This is a genomic window from Pseudomonas sp. NFACC14 (assembly GCF_900106885.1).
GTDB classification, from domain to species: Bacteria; Pseudomonadota; Gammaproteobacteria; order Pseudomonadales; family Pseudomonadaceae; genus Aquipseudomonas; species Aquipseudomonas fluorescens_AA.
Map to the genome: position 1 here is coordinate 208,456 of NZ_FNOA01000002.1, position 17,120 is coordinate 225,575.

General features: G+C 60.3%; 20 protein-coding genes. 16 read left to right on the forward strand and 4 right to left on the reverse strand.

Annotated elements, in window-relative coordinates; genetic code table 11:
- Window positions 1-4: 4 nt before the first annotated feature.
- Window positions 5-304 (reverse strand): DUF1654 domain-containing protein, encoded by a 300-nt coding sequence (locus BLU85_RS05450; RefSeq protein ID WP_092199031.1) that lies wholly within the window; start codon window positions 302-304, stop codon window positions 5-7.
- Window positions 305-509: 205 nt separating this feature from the next.
- On the opposite strand from BLU85_RS05450, the gene BLU85_RS05455 reads away from it, so the two are divergent.
- The 8 genes from BLU85_RS05455 to BLU85_RS05490 all read left to right on the forward strand — a co-directional run bounded on the left by BLU85_RS05455 (window position 510) and on the right by BLU85_RS05490 (window position 8,072).
- Entirely contained in the window at window positions 510-962 is a 453-nt protein-coding gene (locus BLU85_RS05455; RefSeq protein WP_092199028.1) for a hypothetical protein, read from the forward strand.
- Between the two features lie 146 nt (window positions 963-1,108).
- The gene (locus tag BLU85_RS05460) at window positions 1,109-2,068 is read left to right on the forward strand and encodes a sugar ABC transporter substrate-binding protein (protein ID WP_092199025.1); all 960 of its coding nucleotides are present in this window, start codon (window positions 1,109-1,111) and stop codon (window positions 2,066-2,068) included.
- Window positions 2,069-2,123: 55 nt separating this feature from the next.
- On the forward strand, window positions 2,124-3,677 hold the full coding sequence (locus BLU85_RS05465; RefSeq protein ID WP_092199022.1) for a sugar ABC transporter ATP-binding protein: 1,554 nt from the start codon (window positions 2,124-2,126) through the stop codon (window positions 3,675-3,677).
- The gene (locus tag BLU85_RS05470) at window positions 3,674-4,651 is read left to right on the forward strand and encodes an ABC transporter permease (RefSeq protein WP_060738184.1); all 978 of its coding nucleotides are present in this window, start codon (window positions 3,674-3,676) and stop codon (window positions 4,649-4,651) included. The genes BLU85_RS05465 and BLU85_RS05470 overlap by 4 nt, the downstream gene beginning before the upstream one ends.
- Before the next feature lie 3 nt (window positions 4,652-4,654).
- Window positions 4,655-5,674 (forward strand): LacI family DNA-binding transcriptional regulator, encoded by a 1,020-nt coding sequence (locus tag BLU85_RS05475; protein ID WP_092199019.1) that lies wholly within the window; start codon window positions 4,655-4,657, stop codon window positions 5,672-5,674.
- Between the two features lie 23 nt (window positions 5,675-5,697).
- Window positions 5,698-6,612 carry a ribokinase gene (rbsK, locus tag BLU85_RS05480; RefSeq protein ID WP_092199016.1) on the forward strand — a complete coding sequence of 305 codons (915 nt, stop codon included), beginning with the start codon at window positions 5,698-5,700 and terminating at the stop codon, window positions 6,610-6,612.
- Complete coding sequence (gene rbsD, locus BLU85_RS05485; RefSeq protein ID WP_092199013.1) at window positions 6,609-7,013, forward strand: D-ribose pyranase; 405 nt, start codon at window positions 6,609-6,611, stop codon at window positions 7,011-7,013. Before rbsK ends, rbsD begins: the two co-directional genes overlap by 4 nt.
- Before the next feature lie 30 nt (window positions 7,014-7,043).
- On the forward strand, window positions 7,044-8,072 hold the full coding sequence (locus BLU85_RS05490; protein WP_092199010.1) for a nucleoside hydrolase: 1,029 nt from the start codon (window positions 7,044-7,046) through the stop codon (window positions 8,070-8,072).
- 48 nt (window positions 8,073-8,120) lie between these two features.
- Here BLU85_RS05490 and BLU85_RS05495 read toward each other — a convergent pair whose 3' ends face one another.
- On the reverse strand, window positions 8,121-8,318 hold the full coding sequence (locus BLU85_RS05495) for a hypothetical protein (protein WP_072405216.1): 198 nt from the start codon (window positions 8,316-8,318) through the stop codon (window positions 8,121-8,123).
- A 129-nt stretch (window positions 8,319-8,447) separates the two neighbouring features.
- Here BLU85_RS05495 and BLU85_RS05500 point away from each other — a divergent pair, with 129 nt between their 5' ends.
- The gene (locus BLU85_RS05500; RefSeq protein ID WP_060738178.1) at window positions 8,448-8,753 is read left to right on the forward strand and encodes a hypothetical protein; all 306 of its coding nucleotides are present in this window, start codon (window positions 8,448-8,450) and stop codon (window positions 8,751-8,753) included.
- Window positions 8,754-8,907: 154 nt separating this feature from the next.
- Window positions 8,908-9,222, forward strand: a complete 315-nt coding sequence (locus BLU85_RS05505; protein ID WP_092199007.1) for an I78 family peptidase inhibitor — start codon at window positions 8,908-8,910, stop codon at window positions 9,220-9,222.
- Between the two features lie 67 nt (window positions 9,223-9,289).
- On the opposite strand, the gene BLU85_RS05510 is transcribed toward BLU85_RS05505, so the two are convergent.
- Together BLU85_RS05510 and BLU85_RS05515 are read right to left on the reverse strand one after the other, a co-directional pair.
- The gene (locus tag BLU85_RS05510; RefSeq protein ID WP_003179963.1) at window positions 9,290-9,502 is read right to left on the reverse strand and encodes a cold-shock protein; all 213 of its coding nucleotides are present in this window, start codon (window positions 9,500-9,502) and stop codon (window positions 9,290-9,292) included.
- 289 nt (window positions 9,503-9,791) lie between these two features.
- Window positions 9,792-10,094 (reverse strand): TrbG/VirB9 family P-type conjugative transfer protein, encoded by a 303-nt coding sequence (locus BLU85_RS05515; protein ID WP_092199004.1) that lies wholly within the window; start codon window positions 10,092-10,094, stop codon window positions 9,792-9,794.
- A 373-nt stretch (window positions 10,095-10,467) separates the two neighbouring features.
- Here BLU85_RS05515 and thrS point away from each other — a divergent pair, with 373 nt between their 5' ends.
- The 6 genes from thrS (at window position 10,468) to pheT (ending at window position 17,119) form a co-directional block, all read left to right on the forward strand.
- Window positions 10,468-12,390 (forward strand): threonine--tRNA ligase, encoded by a 1,923-nt coding sequence (gene thrS / locus BLU85_RS05525; RefSeq protein ID WP_092199001.1) that lies wholly within the window; start codon window positions 10,468-10,470, stop codon window positions 12,388-12,390.
- Window positions 12,390-12,941 carry a translation initiation factor IF-3 gene (gene infC / locus BLU85_RS05530; protein WP_169432615.1) on the forward strand — a complete coding sequence of 184 codons (552 nt, stop codon included), beginning with the start codon at window positions 12,390-12,392 and terminating at the stop codon, window positions 12,939-12,941. The genes thrS and infC overlap by 1 nt, the downstream gene beginning before the upstream one ends.
- 60 nt (window positions 12,942-13,001) lie before the next feature.
- Window positions 13,002-13,196 (forward strand): 50S ribosomal protein L35, encoded by a 195-nt coding sequence (gene rpmI / locus BLU85_RS05535; protein ID WP_002553160.1) that lies wholly within the window; start codon window positions 13,002-13,004, stop codon window positions 13,194-13,196.
- 30 nt (window positions 13,197-13,226) lie between these two features.
- Complete coding sequence (gene rplT / locus BLU85_RS05540; protein ID WP_002553161.1) at window positions 13,227-13,583, forward strand: 50S ribosomal protein L20; 357 nt, start codon at window positions 13,227-13,229, stop codon at window positions 13,581-13,583.
- A gap of 109 nt (window positions 13,584-13,692) precedes the next feature.
- Complete coding sequence (gene pheS / locus BLU85_RS05545) at window positions 13,693-14,709, forward strand: phenylalanine--tRNA ligase subunit alpha (RefSeq protein ID WP_092198998.1); 1,017 nt, start codon at window positions 13,693-13,695, stop codon at window positions 14,707-14,709.
- Between the two features lie 31 nt (window positions 14,710-14,740).
- The gene (gene pheT, locus BLU85_RS05550; RefSeq protein WP_092198995.1) at window positions 14,741-17,119 is read left to right on the forward strand and encodes a phenylalanine--tRNA ligase subunit beta; all 2,379 of its coding nucleotides are present in this window, start codon (window positions 14,741-14,743) and stop codon (window positions 17,117-17,119) included.
- Window position 17,120 lies beyond the last annotated feature (1 nt).

Sequence of the window (17,120 nt, forward strand, 5' to 3'; positions counted from 1 at the left end):
AGGCTCAATCTTCCTTCGGCACAACCCAGAAAACCTGCACACCGCCGTCGTCGCGATAGGCGAGGGTCACGTTGTCGTTCTCGTCGATTTCTTCCAGGAGACGTTCCCATTCATCCACCGGCTCGTCGGGCAGGCGGAAGATCAGGGCGGCCTTGGCTTTTTGCGCGGTGGAGGCGTTGATGATTTTCGAGACCCGGAGGCCGAGTCGCGTATAGGAATCTAAGGGGGTAGTTGCAGCGGAGGGGGTGGCCACAGGGTTATCCTTATTAAGCTGTACGGGCATACAGTATTTAACCGTAGGCATTTACGCAACTACTTAAAATTCAAGAGGATCGTCTGACAGCACTTTTTTCGTTTTGGTGTAGGAGAAAGGAATTTTTTATCTGTTTGCGTAAACAGGTGTCACCTGCTCGATGTAGCGAAGCTATTGATTGATTTCATCGGGCGCTAAAGAAAGTGCTTCGGCGGGCGATGTCCTTCCTAGGAATCCCCCTCTATGGAGTTTTGACATGTCGTTTTCCATCGGCTTTCCCAATGCGGCAGCGGTGACCATCGGCGGAAAATCCGCCGCCACCCTGAAGGCTTTGAGCGAGGCAGAAGACCAGGCCGCCGATGAGGCGCTGGGTACAACGCAAGACTCGGGCAAGGTCCGTACGGGCATGGGCGCTGGCGCTGAAGCAACCGATCAGGCGCAGGAGGGCGGTAGCACCCAGAGCGTAGCGGTCCAGGTGCTGCTCAAGCGGATGCAAGAGCTTCAGCAGCAGCTCAGGGAGCAGCAACAACAACTGGCCGCCGCCCAGGCGCGCGACTATGCCTCGGAGGAAGCCAAGACTTCGGCGGTCATGGCAATCCAAGGGCAGATCGCCGACACCAGTGGCGCTTTGCTGGAAGTCACTGGCCACCTGGTCACGGAGTTGTCCAAGGGCAGCGGTTCGGGTTCGGTGGTCAATACGACGGCCTGAGCTTCTACGTTGAGCTGCGACGTTGCGGATCAAACCGCAACGTTGACAAATCTGCGAAGCCTTACCATAGTTCACTTCACGCAAACGTTTGCGCGGCGTTCCGTGCATTGATTTGCTCACAATAATCATAAGATCGGAGTGAACCCATGAAGTTGCCATTCGCTGGACGCCTTCTCGCTGTTGCCATGCTCGCGGCCGCATCCGCTGCGCTGCCTCTCTCCTCGGCATTCGCCCAGAGCGCAGAAAAACCCAAGGTTGCCCTGGTCATGAAATCCCTGGCCAACGAATTCTTCCTGACCATGGAAGACGGCGCCAAGGCCTATCAGAAGGAACACTCCGCCGATTTCGACCTGATCTCCAACGGGATCAAGGATGAAACCGACACCGCCAACCAGATCCGCATCGTCGAGCAGATGATCGTGTCCAAGGTCGATGCCCTGATCATCGCGCCAGCGGACTCCAAGGCCATGGTGCCGGTGATCAAGAAAGCCGTGGATGCCGGCATCACGGTCATCAACATCGATAACCAGCTCGATCCGGCCGTGGTCAAGAGCAAGAACATCAACGTGCCGTTCGTAGGCCCTGACAACCGCAAGGGCGCGCGGCTGGTGGGCGAGTACCTGGCCAAGCAACTCAAGGCCGGTGACGAAGTCGGCATCATCGAAGGTGTCTCCACCACCACCAACGCCCAGGCACGTACCGCGGGCTTCAAGGATGCGATGGACGCGGCGCAGATCAAGGTCGTGTCCCTGCAATCCGGCGACTGGGAAATCAACAAGGGCAACCAGGTCGCCGCGTCGATGCTCAGCGAATACCCGAACATCAAGGCACTGCTGGCCGGTAACGACAGCATGGCGGTCGGTGCCGTATCGGCCGTGCGCGCGGCGGGCAAGGCGGGCAAAGTGCAGGTGGTGGGCTACGACAACATCAACGCCATCAAGCCAATGCTCAAGGACGGTCGTGTCCTGGCGACTGCCGACCAGTTCGCCGCCAAGCAAGCCGTGTTCGGCATCGAAACAGCGCTGAAGATGCTCAAGGGCGAAAAAGTCGACAGCGGTACCAACGGCGTTATCGAAACTCCGGTCGAGCTGGTGACCAAGCCGTAATCCTGGCGACACAACGGTGCTCGCCCATCCGGGCGAGCGCATTGGAGAGTTTGATATGTCCGTTCGCGACCCGAACGCTGTCCTGTGCGTCAGCGGTATCGGCAAGACCTATGCCCAGCCGGTACTGACCGATATCAACCTGACGTTGATGCGCGGTGAAGTGCTGGCGCTGACCGGTGAAAATGGCGCCGGCAAAAGCACCCTGTCCAAGATCATCGGCGGGCTGGTGACGCCGACGACCGGGCAGATGCAATTTCAGGGGCAGGATTATCGTCCTGGCAGCCGGACCCAGGCTGAAGAGCTGGGCGTACGCATGGTGATGCAGGAGCTCAACCTGCTGCCGACCCTGTCCGTGGCTGAAAACCTGTTCCTCGACAACCTGCCCAGCCACGGCGGCTGGATCAGTCGCAAGCAATTGCGCAAGGCGGCCATCGAGGCCATGGCCCAGGTGGGGCTCGATGCGATCGATCCCGACACGCTGGTCGGCGAGCTGGGGATCGGTCACCAGCAGATGGTCGAGATCGCCCGCAACCTGATTGGCGATTGCCATGTGCTGATTCTCGATGAGCCGACCGCCATGCTGACGGCCCGCGAAGTCGAAATGCTCTTTGAGCAGATCACCCGCTTGCAGGCACGTGGCGTGGCGATCATCTACATTTCCCATCGCCTCGAAGAGCTGGCGCGGGTCGCCCAGCGCATTGCGGTACTGCGCGATGGCAACCTGGTCTGCGTCGAGCCGATGGCCAACTACGACAGCGAGCAACTGGTGACCCTGATGGTCGGCCGGGAGCTGGGCGAGCATATCGACCTTGGCCCTCGCCAGATCGGCGCGCCGGCGTTGACCGTTAAGGGCCTGACCCGTTCCGACAAGGTCCGCGACGTGTCCTTCGAAGTCCGCAGTGGCGAGATCTTCGGCATCTCCGGCCTGATCGGGGCAGGGCGCACCGAACTGTTGCGGTTGATCTTCGGTGCCGATCCGGCCGACAGCGGTACGGTGGCGCTGGGTTCGCCGGCCCGGGTGGTGAGCATTCGCTCGCCGTCCGATGCCGTGGCCCATGGCATCGCGTTGATCACCGAAGACCGCAAGGGCGAAGGCTTGCTGCTGACACAGTCCATCGCCGCCAACATTGCCCTGGGTAACATGCCGGAGATTTCCAGTGCCGGCCTGGTCAATGGCAGCGCCGAACTGGCCCTGGCGCAGCGCCAGGTCGATGCCATGCGCATCCGCAGTTCCAGCCCGACCCAGTTGGTGTCCGAGCTGTCGGGGGGCAACCAGCAGAAAGTCGTGATCGGGCGTTGGCTCGAACGCGATTGCGCCGTCATGCTGTTCGACGAGCCGACCCGCGGCATCGACGTCGGCGCCAAATTCGACATTTATGCGCTGCTCGGCGAGTTGACTCGCCAGGGCAAGGCGCTGGTCGTGGTGTCCAGTGACCTGCGGGAACTGATGTTGATCTGCGACCGGATCGGCGTGCTGTCCGCCGGGCGCCTGATCGACACCTTCGAGCGCGACAGCTGGACCCAGGATGACTTGCTTGCCGCGGCATTCGCCGGCTACCAGAAACGTGATGCGTTGCTCAACGAAGCAGCGCCTAGGGATTTTTCATGAAAACCGCATCTGCCGTTGGCAAATCAAGTGGCAACTTCTATGGCCTCGGGACCTACCTGGGCCTGGCTGGCGCACTGCTGGCCATGGTCGCGCTGTTCTCAACCCTGAGCAGCCACTTCCTGTCCTATGACACGTTCAGCACCTTGGCCAACCAGATTCCCGACTTGATGGTGCTGGCGGTCGGCATGACCTTCATCCTGATCATCGGCGGCATCGACCTGTCGGTGGGCTCGGTGCTGGCACTGGCGGCCTCGACGGTCAGCGTGGCGGTGCTCGGCTGGGGCTGGAGCGTCTGGCCATCGGCCTTGCTCGGCATGGCCGTGGCGGCGCTGGCGGGTACGGTCACCGGTTCGATCACCGTTGCGTGGCGGATTCCATCGTTCATCGTCTCCCTCGGCGTGCTGGAAATGGCCCGGGGCCTGGCGTACCAGATGACCGGGTCCCGGACCGCCTACATCGGCGACTCGTTCGCCTGGCTGTCCAACCCCATCGCCTTCGGTATCTCGCCTTCGTTCATCATCGCCTTGCTGGTGATTTTCATTGCCCAGGCGGTGCTGACCCGCACGGTATTCGGTCGCTACCTGATCGGCATCGGCACCAATGAAGAAGCCGTGCGCCTGGCCGGCATCAATCCAAAACCCTACAAGATCCTGGTGTTCAGCCTGATGGGCTTGCTGGCCGGCGTGGCGGCATTGTTCCAGATTTCCCGCCTGGAGGCCGCGGACCCGAACGCCGGCTCGGGGCTGGAACTGCAGGTGATCGCGGCGGTGGTCATCGGCGGTACCAGCCTGATGGGTGGGCGCGGCTCGGTCATCAGTACCTTCTTCGGCGTGTTGATCATCTCCGTGCTGGCGGCGGGCCTGGCGCAGATCGGCGCTACCGAGCCGACCAAACGCATCATCACCGGCGCGGTGATCGTGGTGGCGGTCGTACTCGATACCTATCGCAGTCAGCGCGCCAGTCGGCGGGGCTGAACCATGGCGACGATCAAGGATGTAGCAGCGCTCGCGGGGATCTCCTACACCACCGTGTCCCACGTGGTGAACAAGACGCGGCCGGTCAGCGAGGAGGTGCGGCTCAAGGTCGAGGCGGCCATCGAGCGCCTGGACTATGTGCCCAGCGCCGTGGCCCGGTCGCTCAAGGCCAAGACCACGGCGACCATCGGCCTGTTGGTGCCCAACAGCCTCAACCCTTACTTTGCCGAGTTGGCCCGGGGCATCGAGGATTATTGTGAGCGCAACGGCTATTGCGTGATCCTGTGCAACTCCGACGACAACCCGGACAAGCAACGCAGCTACCTGCGGGTGCTGCTGGAAAAACGCATCGATGGCCTGATCTTCGCGTCCGCCGGAGGCGATGTCGGCCTGGCCGAGGGCCTGTCCAGCGTGCGCACGCCCATGGTCATCGTCGACCGTGGGCTCGATGGCGTCGACGCGGACCTGGTGCGCATCGATCATGAATACGGCGCCTACCTGGCGACCCGGCACCTGCTGGAGTTGGGTCACCACGACATCGCCTTCATCGGCGGTCCGGCCGATACCAGCGTGGCGCAGATGCGCTTGGCCGGTTACTGCCGGGCGCTGAAAGAGGCCGGGATCGAGCTGCCCGTCGAGCGCATGCTCGAAAGCGATTTCACCAGTACCGGCGGTTACCGCGCCGCTGCGCAACTGCTTGAACAGCTGCCGCCCAGCGCGATCTTCGCGGCCAACGACATGATCGGCATCGGTGTGCTGCGCGCCGCGGCTGAACGCAATGTGCGTGTGCCCAGCGAACTGTCGGTCATCGGTTTCGATGACATCCAGATGAGCCGCTATGTCTACCCGGCGTTGACCACGGTGGGGCAGTCGATCCTGCAGCTCGGGGAAATGGCGGCCGAAGTGCTGCTGCGGCGTATCGCTACGCCGGGCCTTGCCACCGACCAGCGGATCGTGACGCCGAGTATTGTCTTGCGAGAGTCGACTGCACCGCTGTCCGGTACATTCGCCCAATACCGCTGAACCGAATTGATGAGTAGTGATGTATGCCAGCAAAAGTAGTGGTAATAGGCAGTCTGAACATGGACCTGGTGACCCGGGCGCCGCGCTTGCCCCGTGGCGGTGAAACCCTGATCGGCGAGTCGTTCGCCACCATCCCGGGCGGCAAGGGCGCCAACCAGGCGGTAGCCGTCGCGCGCCTGGGGGCGCAGGTGTCGATGGTCGGCTGCGTGGGCGACGATGCCTATGGCGAACAATTGCGCGGCGCGTTGCTGGCCGAGGGCATCGACTGCCAGGCGGTCCGCGTGGAGAAGGGGTCCAGCGGCGTGGCGCTGATTGTCGTCGACGATAACAGCCAGAATGCGATCGTTATCGTCGCCGGTGCCAACGGTGCGCTCACCGCCGAGGTCCTGGACGGTGTCGATGACGTGCTGCAAAGCGCCGATGTCATCATCTGCCAGCTCGAAGTGCCGGATGCCACCGTCGGCCATGCCCTCAAGCGCGGGCGTGAGTTGGGCAAAATCGTCATCCTCAACCCCGCGCCGGCTTCCCATGCGTTGCCCGCCGACTGGTACGCCTGCGTCGACTACCTGATTCCCAATGAAAGCGAAGCCGCGGTGCTGAGCGGGCTGGCGGTGGATTCCCTGGAAACCGCAGAGGCCGCCGCGGCGCATTTGATCGCCGCCGGTGCCGGCAAGGTGATCGTCACCCTGGGGGCCCAGGGGCTGATGTTTGCCAACGGCGCCAGCTTCGAGCATTTCCCGGCCCCGCGGGTCAAGGCAGTGGATACCACAGCCGCCGGGGATACCTTTGTCGGCGGCTTCGCGGCAGCCTTGGCCAGCGGCAAAAGCGAGGTCGATGCGATTCGTTTCGGCCAGGTCGCCGCTGCGCTGTCGGTCACCCGCGCCGGCGCGCAACCTTCAATCCCCACGTTGCTGGAAGTACAGGCTTTCAAATCATGAAAAAGACGCCGTTGTTGAATGTGGCACTGTCCCGACTGATCGCTTCCCTCGGCCATGGCGACAAGGTGGTCATCGGTGATGCCGGCCTGCCCGTGCCGCCCCAGGTCGAATTGATCGACCTGGCCTTGACCCATGGCATTCCTGACTTCGTCAGTACCTTGAAGGTGGTGCTCAGCGAAATGCAGGTGGAAAGCCATGTCCTGGCCGAGGAAATCCTCGACAAACAGCCGTTGGCCCTGGCAACCCTGGAGTCACTGAATGCCGAGGGGGCGTTGGGTGAGCGGGCGTTGGTCAGCCATGAGCAATTCAAGGTCATCAGCCGACAGGCGCGGGCGATCATTCGCACAGGCGAATGCTCGCCGTACTGCAATATCGTGCTGGTCGCTGGAGTGACGTTCTAACCCTGTTCAACCCTGCACAAGGAGTGCGCCATGCACCGCTATGCTGAGAAAATGCATCAACTGATCCGGAGTCTGCTGCTTTTGTCATTGATCACTGCAACGAGCGCCCAGGCGGCGGAAAAGATCGACCTGATCATCGACACCGACCCAGGCGCCGACGACGTGGTGGCGCTGCTGTTCGCCCTGGCGTCGCCCGAGGAGCTGCATATCCGTGCGCTGACCACCGTCGCCGGCAATGTGCGCCTGGACAAGACCTCGCGCAACGCTCGCCTGGCCCGTGAATGGGCGGGGCGCGAAGACGTGCCGGTCTACGCCGGCGCGCCGAAACCCTTGATGCGCACACCCATCTACGCAGAGAACATCCATGGCAAGGAAGGCCTGTCGGGTGTCACGGTGCATGAGCCGAAGAAGGGGCTCGCCGAAGGCAATGCCGTCAACTACCTGATCGACACGCTGAAGGCGGCCAAGCCCCACAGCATCACCATTGCCATGCTGGGACCGCAGACCAACCTGGCGCTGGCGTTGATCCAGGAGCCGGACATTGTCCAGGGCATCAAAGAAGTGGTGATCATGGGCGGTGCGCACTTCAACGGCGGCAATATCACCCCGGTGGCCGAGTTCAATCTGTTCGCCGATCCGCAGGCGGCCGAGGTGGTGGCCAAGAGCGGTGTGAAGCTGACCTACCTGCCGTTGGACGTGACCCACAAGATTCTCACCAGCGAGGCGCGCCTGAAGCAGATCGCGGCGCTGAACAACAATGCCAGCAAGCTGGTGGGCGATATCCTCAACGAATACGTCAAGGGCGACATGGAGCACTACGGCATGACGGGCGGGCCGGTGCATGACGCGACCGTGATTGCCTACCTGCTCAAGCCGCAATTGTTCACTGGCCGTTCAGTCAATGTCGTCGTGGACAGTCGCGAGGGGCCGACGTTCGGGCAGACCATCGTCGACTGGTACGACGGCCTGAAGGCGCCGAAGAACGCGTTCTGGGTGGAAAACGGTGATGCCCAAGGGTTCTTTGACCTGCTGACCGAGCGCCTGGCGCGCCTGAAATAACCTGCCTGGCTATCGCGCGCCCCCAGGCTGGACCTGCGGGCGCGTGCCTCAATCCACGGCGTCGACGATGCTCGGGTAGCGCTCGAATGTCTGCTGGATGAAGTTGCGGGCGACTTCTATCCCCAACTCTTTCACCAACAATTCTATGCAGATGATTGCCAGCTCCTCCGGGCTGCCCGGGCTATAGGAGCTGTGGCCCTCCGACCATTTGGCATTGATGGTGGCTTCGATACTGACGGTACTCATGGTCGGGCTCGCGAGTTGAAGGTCTGTAGGCTGAGTTAAACATTTTTGCCCGGGATTTGGCACTGCGACTTAGGCATTGGGGGAGGGCTGTGCGACACTTGTTCTTTTATTTTTCAAAGGGGCTTCGCCGTGCAGATAGATTTGAACGCTCCTGATGGCCTGACCGTCGAGGCGGTTCGTCAATTGCTGGCCTCGGCCAGTGACGACGAGCATACCCAGCTGCGCGTGACCAAGGACGGCATCGCCTATCTGTCCTCGGGTGTGGTCGGTGGCGTTGACATCGAGGGTTTGCGGTTTCGGCTCGAAACGTGGGCGAAGGGCTCGGGGTACGTCGGCCGGGTCGCTGCCAGCGACGAGGTCTGGGTCATGCAGATCTACAACGCGCTGAAGGACAACTGGCCCAATCCGCCCTTCGATTACATTGACGTTTATTGAGCCGCGTTCATATCCAGTCACGATTCAGGCCTGAACAGGGCCGTGGGCTCAGGCAAACTGCCAGCTTTCCCGGCCTGATGGTTGCGGCGTTGAAACCAAGCGCCGTTTAGGCTGTCGCACGCTCTCTGTTTATTCATCGAAAAAAGGAGGCTTCATGCCTTGGAAGCTCGCGTCATTGAGTACTTTGCTGGCCGCCATGCTCTTGAGCGGTTGCAGCAGCACCTCTGAATCGACCCCCGAACCTGTGGCGGCCGAGACCGGTCACAGCCGCTGCGAAGCAAAGGCCGCCGAGTTCGCCATTGGCCAGAAGGCCTCGCCCCAGTTGCTGGAGCAGGCCCGTACCCGTGCCGGCGCGCAGAATGCCCGGATCCTCAAGCCCAACGACATGGTCACGCTCGAGTACCGCTCCGATCGCCTGAACCTCAATACCGATGCCAACCTGGTGATCAATCGGGTGAACTGTGGCTGATTGAGGGTTTTCAATCGCCCATAAAAAACCCCGTCACATGGACGGGGTTTTTTTGTGCGCCGAGAAATTACTCTGGGCGAACCTGTGCAGCTTGCATACCCTTTTGGCCTTTCTCAGCCACGAAGGAAACGGTCTGGCCTTCTTTCAGGCTTTTGAAACCGTCGCTTTCGATAGCTTTGAAGTGTACGAACAGGTCGTCACCGCCACCTTGAGGAGTGATGAAGCCGAAGCCTTTTTCATCGTTGAACCATTTAACGGTGCCGGTTTGGCGATTAGACATGGTGTATCTCCAAGAAACATATATTTTCAGTGTACTGTGCTGCTCAGGCCAACTGGGCACACCCGGGTATCATAGTCGAAATGTTCGATTTGGGAGCCCCCCGCAGGCGCTGTTTGCCAATCAGTCGTGTTTACTTTATCGCCTTTACCCGCTGAAAGGCCCGGTTTTAAAGGCCTTGAGCCGAAAGTAAAGACGATAAAAAAAGCTGTAAAACCTGAATAAATCGTCCAAAAAAGCCTGAAATCAATGTTTTTAAGCCTCGTGGCGTCTATCTGGAAGACCTGTTTCCTTACTTTTTCGGCTTGTCAGTGGCCTTGCATTTTGCAATCTGGCCCAGTGCTTTTTGTTGAAGCTCCGGGGTGGCCTGGTTGTCCATCAGCGCCTGGATATCACTCGCCGGGTAGGACTTGATGGCGTCGGCGCCACAGGCGCAGTGGGATTTGGCCGCCGCCGCGCCAATCTGCGGGGTAGCCGCCTGCGTGCATTGGGCCATGTATTTATCCCGCTCGCCCTTTGGCCATTCGGCGTGGGCACTCAACGGCAGCAGCAGAGCAATGGGGGCGACTACGGCGAACAGGGTATTGAGACGCATGCGGGGATGCTCCTTGTGGGTCGATGTTCTGTGATTCGAGGGCGCTAGGGCCGATCAAGTTCAGCACTCTGGCATAAAAGCGGACGATTTGCCTTCCTGTGACAGCCTTGTGCATCGATGACCGTTCATCTGTGCTAGCATGCCGGGCTCGGCTATTTCCAGGCTGCGGACGAGCGTTCGTCCCGGTGGCAAAGAGTCCGAATAACCCTGATTTGAATCCCAGTCACTCTGGTTCGGTTTTCCCGGTTGGCCGCAAGGCTCCTGCCGCTGTAAGGCAGGCGTTCGTCATTGAATGGCCTGGACTGGATCTTGTACTGGCTCATCCCAACCCACGTGACCTTTGGTAGGGGTCACCACTAGGAGAGGAGGCGCCATGCCAACTATTACTCTTCCCGACGGCAGTCAACGTTCGTTCGATCACCCGGTTTCCGTAGCCGAGGTCGCCGCATCCATCGGCGCGGGCCTGGCCAAGGCCACCCTGGCCGGCAAGGTCAACGGTAAACTGGTCGACGCCAGTGACGTCATCGACAGCGACGCGACGCTGCAAATCATCACGCCCAAGGATGAAGAGGGGCTGGAGATCATTCGCCACTCCTGCGCACACTTGGTTGGCCACGCGGTCAAGCAACTGTACCCGAGCGCGAAGATGGTCATCGGGCCGGTCATCGACGAAGGCTTCTATTACGACATCGCCTTCGAGCGTCCTTTCACGCCGGACGACCTGGCCGCCATCGAACAGCGCATGCAGCAACTGATCGAGAAAGACTACGACGTCATCAAGAAAGTCACCCCGCGCGCCGAAGTCATCGAAGTCTTCAAGGCCCGTGGCGAGGACTACAAGCTGCGCCTGGTGGAAGACATGCCGGACGAGCAGGCCATGGGCCTGTACTACCACGAAGAATACGTCGACATGTGCCGCGGCCCGCACGTGCCGAACACGCGTTTCCTCAAATCCTTCAAGCTGACCAAGCTGTCCGGCGCCTACTGGCGCGGCGATGCGAAGAACGAGCAGTTGCAGCGCGTCTACGGCACTGCCTGGGCGGACAAGAAGCAACTGGCGGCCTACATCCAGCGCATCGAAGAAGCCGAAAAGCGCGATCACCGCAAGATCGGCAAGCGCCTGGGCCTGTTCCATACCCAGGAAGAGTCCCCGGGCATGGTGTTCTGGCACCCGAATGGCTGGACCCTGTACCAGGTGCTCGAGCAGTACATGCGTCAGGTCCAGCGTGAAAACGGCTACCTGGAGATCAAGACGCCGCAAGTGGTCGACCGCAGCCTGTGGGAGAAATCCGGGCACTGGGCCAACTACGCCGACAACATGTTCACCACCCAGTCGGAAAACCGCGACTACGCCATCAAGCCGATGAACTGCCCGTGCCATGTGCAGGTGTTCAACCAGGGCCTGAAAAGCTACCGCGAGCTGCCGATGCGCCTGGCCGAGTTCGGTGCCTGCCACCGCAACGAGCCGTCGGGTGCGCTGCACGGTATCATGCGTGTGCGTGCGTTTACCCAGGACGATGCCCACATCTTCTGCACCGAAGAGCAGATGCAGGCCGAATCCGCCGCCTTCATCAAGCTGACCATGGACGTCTACCGGGACTTCGGTTTCACCGAAGTCGAGATGAAGCTGTCCACTCGTCCGGAAAAACGCGTCGGTTCCGACGAGCTGTGGGATCGCGCCGAAGCGGCCCTGGCCGCCGCCCTCGATAGCGCGGGCCTTGCGTATGACCTGCAGCCGGGCGAGGGGGCTTTCTACGGTCCGAAGATCGAGTTCTCGCTGAAAGATTGCCTCGGTCGCGTCTGGCAGTGTGGTACCCTGCAGCTCGATTTTAACCTGCCGATCCGTCTGGGCGCCGAATACGTGTCCGAAGACAACAGCCGCAAGCACCCGGTCATGCTTCACCGCGCGATCCTCGGTTCGTTCGAGCGTTTCGTCGGGATTCTGATCGAACACTACGAGGGTGCGTTCCCTGCGTGGCTGGCACCGACCCAGGCAGTGATCATGAATATCACTGATAAACAGGCAGATTTTGCCGCCGAAGTCGAAAAAACTCTCAACCAAAGCGGATTTCGTGCCAAGTCCGACTTGAGAAATGAAAAGATCGGCTTTAAAATCCGCGAGCATACTTTGCTCAAGGTTCCCTTTCTCTTGGTTATTGGAGATCGGGAGGTCGAGATGCAGACTGTCGCTGTGCGTACTCGTGAAGGTGCTGACCTGGGCTCGATGCCCGTCGCCGAATTCGCTGAGTTCCTCGCGCAAGCGGTTTCCCGGCGTGGTCGCCCAGATTTGGAGTAATTATTATTAAGCGTGAAATGAGACAAGATAAACGAGCTGCACCGAAAGCCCCGATCAACGAGAATATCTCGGCACGCGAGGTTCGGTTAATTGGCGCTGACGGCGAGCAGATTGGCATCGTCTCGATTGATGAAGCGCTTCGTATTGCTGAAGAAGCAAAGCTTGATCTGGTAGAAATTTCCGCGGACGCAGTCCCACCGGTTTGCCGGGTGATGGACTACGGCAAGTCGATCTTCGAGAAGAAGAAGCAGATTGCCGCGGCGAAGAAAAACCAGAAGCAGATTCAGGTAAAAGAAATCAAGTTTCGTCCAGGGACGGAGGAAGGGGATTACCAGGTAAAACTGCGCAACCTGGTACGTTTCCTGAGTGACGGGGACAGGGCCAAGGTATCCTTGCGATTCCGCGGCCGTGAGATGGCCCACCAGGAGCTGGGGATGGAACTCCTCAAGCGGGTTGAACAAGACCTGCTCGAGTACGGTTCGGTCGAACAGCATCCTAAGATGGAAGGACGCCAGCTGATCATGGTCATCGCCCCGAAAAAGAAGAAGTAATCAACAGGGCACGGCAGGCCTTGCGATTATGTTTATCAACTGAATGCGGAGTATCCGAACATGCCAAAGATGAAAACCAAAAGTGGTGCTGCTAAGCGGTTTCTGAAAACTGCTAACGGTATCAAGCACAAGCACGCTTTCAAGAGCCACATCCTGACCAAAATGTCGACCAAGCGTAAGCGTCAACTGCGCGGTAGCAGCTTGCTGCATCCGTCTGACGTGGCAAAAGTCGAGCGCATGCTGCGCCTTCGTTAATTTTTGGATCAAGAATAGAGGAAGTAACTCATGGCTCGTGTAAAGCGTGGCGTCATTGCCCGTAAGCGTCACAAAAAAATTCTGAAACTTGCTAAAGGCTACTACGGCGCGCGCTCCCGCGTATTCCGTGTTGCCAAGCAAGCGGTAATCAAGGCAGGCCAATACGCCTACCGTGACCGTCGTCAGAAAAAACGTCAGTTCCGCGCTCTGTGGATCGCTCGTATCAACGCTGGTGCTCGTGTTAACGGTCTGTCCTACAGCCGTTTCATCGCTGGCCTGAAAAAAGCGTCCATCGAGATCGACCGTAAGGTTCTGGCTGATCTGGCAGTGAACGAAAAAGCGGCGTTTGCTGCGATTGTCGAGAAAGCTAAAGCCACCTTGGCTTAAGTACCCCCGGCAGTCACCCGGGCTCACCTCTGTGGGCCCAGGTGTCAAACGTCATAAATAGGGGAAGAGCCTTAAAGCTCTTCCCCTATTTTGTATCTGGAGTCTGTACATGGAAAACCTGGACGCGCTGGTCGCTCAAGCACTAGAGGCTGTGCAAAGCGCTGAAGATATCAATGCCCTGGAGCAAATCCGGGTTCACTACCTTGGCAAGAAGGGCGAGTTGACCCAGGTGATGAAGACCCTGGGGAACCTGCCAGCCGAAGAGCGTCCGCAGGTCGGTGCGCTGATCAACGTTGCCAAGGAGCGTGTCACAGAAGTCCTCAATGCGCGCAAGGCATTGCTCGAGGAGGCGGACCTGGCTGCCAAGCTCGCCGCCGAGTCCATCGACGTGACCCTGCCTGGCCGTGGCCAGACTTCCGGTGGCTTGCATCCGGTGACCCGGACCCTGGAACGCATCGAGCAGTTCTTCACCCACATCGGCTACGGCATTGCCGAAGGCCCTGAGGTCGAAGACGACTACCACAACTTCGAGGCACTCAACATCCCAGGCCATCACCCGGCCCGGTCGATGCATGACACCTTCTATTTCAATGCGAACATGCTGTTGCGCACCCATACCTCGCCGGTACAGGTCCGCACCATGGAATCGCAGCAGCCGCCGATCCGCATCGTCTGCCCAGGCCGTGTGTACCGCAGCGACTCCGATATCACCCACTCGCCGATGTTCCACCAGGTCGAAGGCCTGCTGGTCGACCGCGACATCAATTTCGCCGATCTTAAAGGCACGATCGAAGAGTTCCTGCGGGTGTTCTTCGAAAAAGAACTGGCGGTGCGTTTCCGCCCTTCGTACTTCCCGTTCACCGAGCCCTCCGCTGAAGTCGACATGGAGTGCGTGATGTGCAGCGGTAAAGGCTGCCGTGTCTGCAAGCAGACTGGCTGGCTGGAAGTGATGGGCTGCGGGATGGTTCACCCGAACGTGCTGCGTATGTCCGGTATCGATCCGGAAGAATTCTCGGGTTTTGCTTTCGGCATGGGCGCCGAGCGCCTGGCCATGCTGCGTTACGGTGTGAATGACTTGCGCCTGTTCTTCGACAACGACTTGCGGTTCCTTGCGCAATTTCGCTAGGTCGTGGTAACGAATTTATTAGGAGAACAGGATGAAATTCAGTGAACAATGGCTGCGCGGCTGGGTAAGCCCGCAGGTAAGCCAGGACGAGCTGGTCGCTCGCCTGTCGATGGCCGGTCTTGAGGTCGATAGCGTAACGCCGGCCGCCGGAGAATTCAGCGGCGTGGTGGTGGGCGAGGTGTTGAGCACCGAGCAACACCCGGACGCTGACAAGTTGCGGGTTTGCCAGGTCAGCAATGGCGCGGAAACCTTCCAGGTGGTCTGCGGCGCACCCAACGTGCGTCCGGGCCTGAAGATCCCGTTCGCCATGATCGGTGCCGAGCTGCCAGGCGACTTCAAGATCAAGAAGGCCAAGCTGCGTGGCGTCGAGTCCAACGGCATGCTGTGCTCCCAGGCCGAACTGCAGATCGGCGAGGGTAACGATGGCCTGATGGAACTGCCGGTTGATGCGCCGGTGGGCCAGGACATCCGTGAGTACCTGGGTCTGGACGATGCAAGCATCGAGGTCGACCTGACGCCGAACCGTGGCGACTGCTTGTCCCTGGCCGGCCTGGCCCGCGAAGTCGGCGCGCTGTATGCCGCCCCCGTGACGCGTCCTGTGGTCGCAACCGTGCCGGCGATGCATGACGAAGTGCGTTCGATTGAGGTCCTGGCGCCGGCGGCATGCCCGCGTTACCTGGGGCGTGTGATCCGCAACGTCGACCTGTCCAAGCCAACACCGCTGTGGATGGTCGAGCGCCTGCGTCGTGCCGACGTGCGCAGCATCGACGCCGCCGTCGACATCACCAACTATGTGATGCTGGAGCTGGGTCAACCGTTGCATGCGTTCGATCTCGCCGAAATCAAGGGTGGCATCCGCGTGCGCATGGCCGAAGAGGGTGAAAAGCTGGTGTTGCTCGATGGCCAGGAAGTGACCCTGCGCAGCGACACCCTGGTGATTGCCGACCATACCCGCGCCTTGGCGATTGCTGGCGTCATGGGCGGCGAACACAGTGGTGTATCCGCCACGACCCGCGATGTATTCCTGGAAAGCGCGTTCTTCGACCAGATCGCCGTCGCTGGCAAGGCGCGTTCCTATGGCCTGCACACCGATGCCTCGCACCGCTACGAGCGTGGTGTGGACTGGCAGCTGGCCCGTGAAGCCATGGAGCGCGCCACCGGCCTGCTGCTGGAGATCACCGGTGGCGAAGCCGGCCCGATCATCGAGACCGTCAGCGAAGAGCACCTGCCGAAGATTGCACCGGTCACTCTGCGTGCCCAGCGCATCACCCAGATGCTGGGCATGGAAATGGCGCCGGCCGAAGTCGAACGCCTGCTCAGCGCCCTCGGCCTGAACATCAGCGCCGATGGGGCAGGGCAGTGGCGCGTCGAAGTGCCAAGCCATCGCTTCGATATCAGCCTGGAAGTCGACCTGATCGAAGAACTGGCCCGCCTGTATGGCTACAACCGTCTGCCGGTCCGCTACCCGCAAGCGCGCCTGGCCCCGCAAGCCAAGGCCGAAGCCCGCAGCGACCTGCCGGAACTGCGCCGCCTGCTGGTGGCCCGTGGGTATCAGGAAGCGATCACCTACAGCTTCATCGATCCGCGCCAGTTCGAGTTGTTCAATCCGGGTGTCGAGCCGCTGTTGCTGGCCAACCCGATTTCCAACGACATGGCGGCCATGCGCTCGTCCCTGTGGCCGGGCCTGGTCAAGTCTCTGCAGCACAACCTGAACCGTCAGCAGGATCGCGTGCGTCTGTTCGAAAGCGGCCTGCGCTTCGTCGGTCAGCTGGACGGCTTGAAGCAGGAGTCGATGCTGGCCGGTGTCGTCTGCGGCAGTCGCTTGCCGGAAGGCTGGGCACAAGGTCGCGATGTCGTCGACTTCTTCGACGTCAAGGCTGACGTGGAAGCGGTGCTGGGCTTCGCCGGCGCGCTCGACGCATTCACTTTCGTACCAGGCAAGCATCCGGCGCTGCACCCAGGGCAGACCGCCCGCATCGAGCGAGACGGGCGTGAAGTCGGCTATGTCGGTGCCATCCACCCGGAACTGTCGAAAACCCTGGGCCTCGACCGTCCAGTCTTCGTTTTCGAGCTGGTGTTGGCCGAAGTGGCCCAAGGGAAAATGCCGAAATTCCAAGAGTTATCGCGCTTTCCTGAAGTGCGTCGTGACCTTGCGTTGCTGGCCGATCGCGACGTTGCATCCAGCGCTGTGCTGGAGGTAATCCGTGAAAATGCAGGCGAATGGCTGACGGACCTCAGGCTATTTGACGTGTATCAGGGTAAAGGCATTGATCCGCATAGAAAAAGCCTTGCAGTTGGCTTGACCTGGCAGCATCCATCGCGCACTCTTAATGACGATGAGGTGAATACCGCAACGCAGAATATCCTCACCTCGCTCGAAAACAGGTTGAACGCCACGTTAAGGAAGTGAC

Bases quoted from the DNA above. Each gene is read 5' to 3' on its own strand.
- BLU85_RS05490 (WP_092199010.1), top strand. From the start codon at position 7,044: ATGCACCGCTATGCTGAGAAAATGCATCAACTGATCCGGAGTCTGCTG.
- rpmI (WP_002553160.1), top strand. From the start codon at position 13,002: ATGCCAAAGATGAAAACCAAAAGTGGTGCTGCTAAGCGGTTTCTGAAA.
- rplT (WP_002553161.1), top strand. From the start codon at position 13,227: ATGGCTCGTGTAAAGCGTGGCGTCATTGCCCGTAAGCGTCACAAAAAA.
- pheS (WP_092198998.1), top strand. From the start codon at position 13,693: ATGGAAAACCTGGACGCGCTGGTCGCTCAAGCACTAGAGGCTGTGCAA.
- BLU85_RS05450 (WP_092199031.1), bottom strand. From the start codon at position 304: ATGCCTACGGTTAAATACTGTATGCCCGTACAGCTTAATAAGGATAAC.
- BLU85_RS05495 (WP_072405216.1), bottom strand. From the start codon at position 8,318: ATGAGTACCGTCAGTATCGAAGCCACCATCAATGCCAAATGGTCGGAG.
- BLU85_RS05475 (WP_092199019.1), top strand. From the start codon at position 4,655: ATGGCGACGATCAAGGATGTAGCAGCGCTCGCGGGGATCTCCTACACC.
- thrS (WP_092199001.1), top strand. From the start codon at position 10,468: ATGCCAACTATTACTCTTCCCGACGGCAGTCAACGTTCGTTCGATCAC.
- BLU85_RS05460 (WP_092199025.1), top strand. From the start codon at position 1,109: ATGAAGTTGCCATTCGCTGGACGCCTTCTCGCTGTTGCCATGCTCGCG.
- pheT (WP_092198995.1), top strand. From the start codon at position 14,741: ATGAAATTCAGTGAACAATGGCTGCGCGGCTGGGTAAGCCCGCAGGTA.
- BLU85_RS05510 (WP_003179963.1), bottom strand. From the start codon at position 9,502: ATGTCTAATCGCCAAACCGGCACCGTTAAATGGTTCAACGATGAAAAA.
- rbsD (WP_092199013.1), top strand. From the start codon at position 6,609: ATGAAAAAGACGCCGTTGTTGAATGTGGCACTGTCCCGACTGATCGCT.
- BLU85_RS05470 (WP_060738184.1), top strand. From the start codon at position 3,674: ATGAAAACCGCATCTGCCGTTGGCAAATCAAGTGGCAACTTCTATGGC.
- BLU85_RS05465 (WP_092199022.1), top strand. From the start codon at position 2,124: ATGTCCGTTCGCGACCCGAACGCTGTCCTGTGCGTCAGCGGTATCGGC.
- BLU85_RS05455 (WP_092199028.1), top strand. From the start codon at position 510: ATGTCGTTTTCCATCGGCTTTCCCAATGCGGCAGCGGTGACCATCGGC.
- rbsK (WP_092199016.1), top strand. From the start codon at position 5,698: ATGCCAGCAAAAGTAGTGGTAATAGGCAGTCTGAACATGGACCTGGTG.
- BLU85_RS05505 (WP_092199007.1), top strand. From the start codon at position 8,908: ATGCCTTGGAAGCTCGCGTCATTGAGTACTTTGCTGGCCGCCATGCTC.
- BLU85_RS05515 (WP_092199004.1), bottom strand. From the start codon at position 10,094: ATGCGTCTCAATACCCTGTTCGCCGTAGTCGCCCCCATTGCTCTGCTG.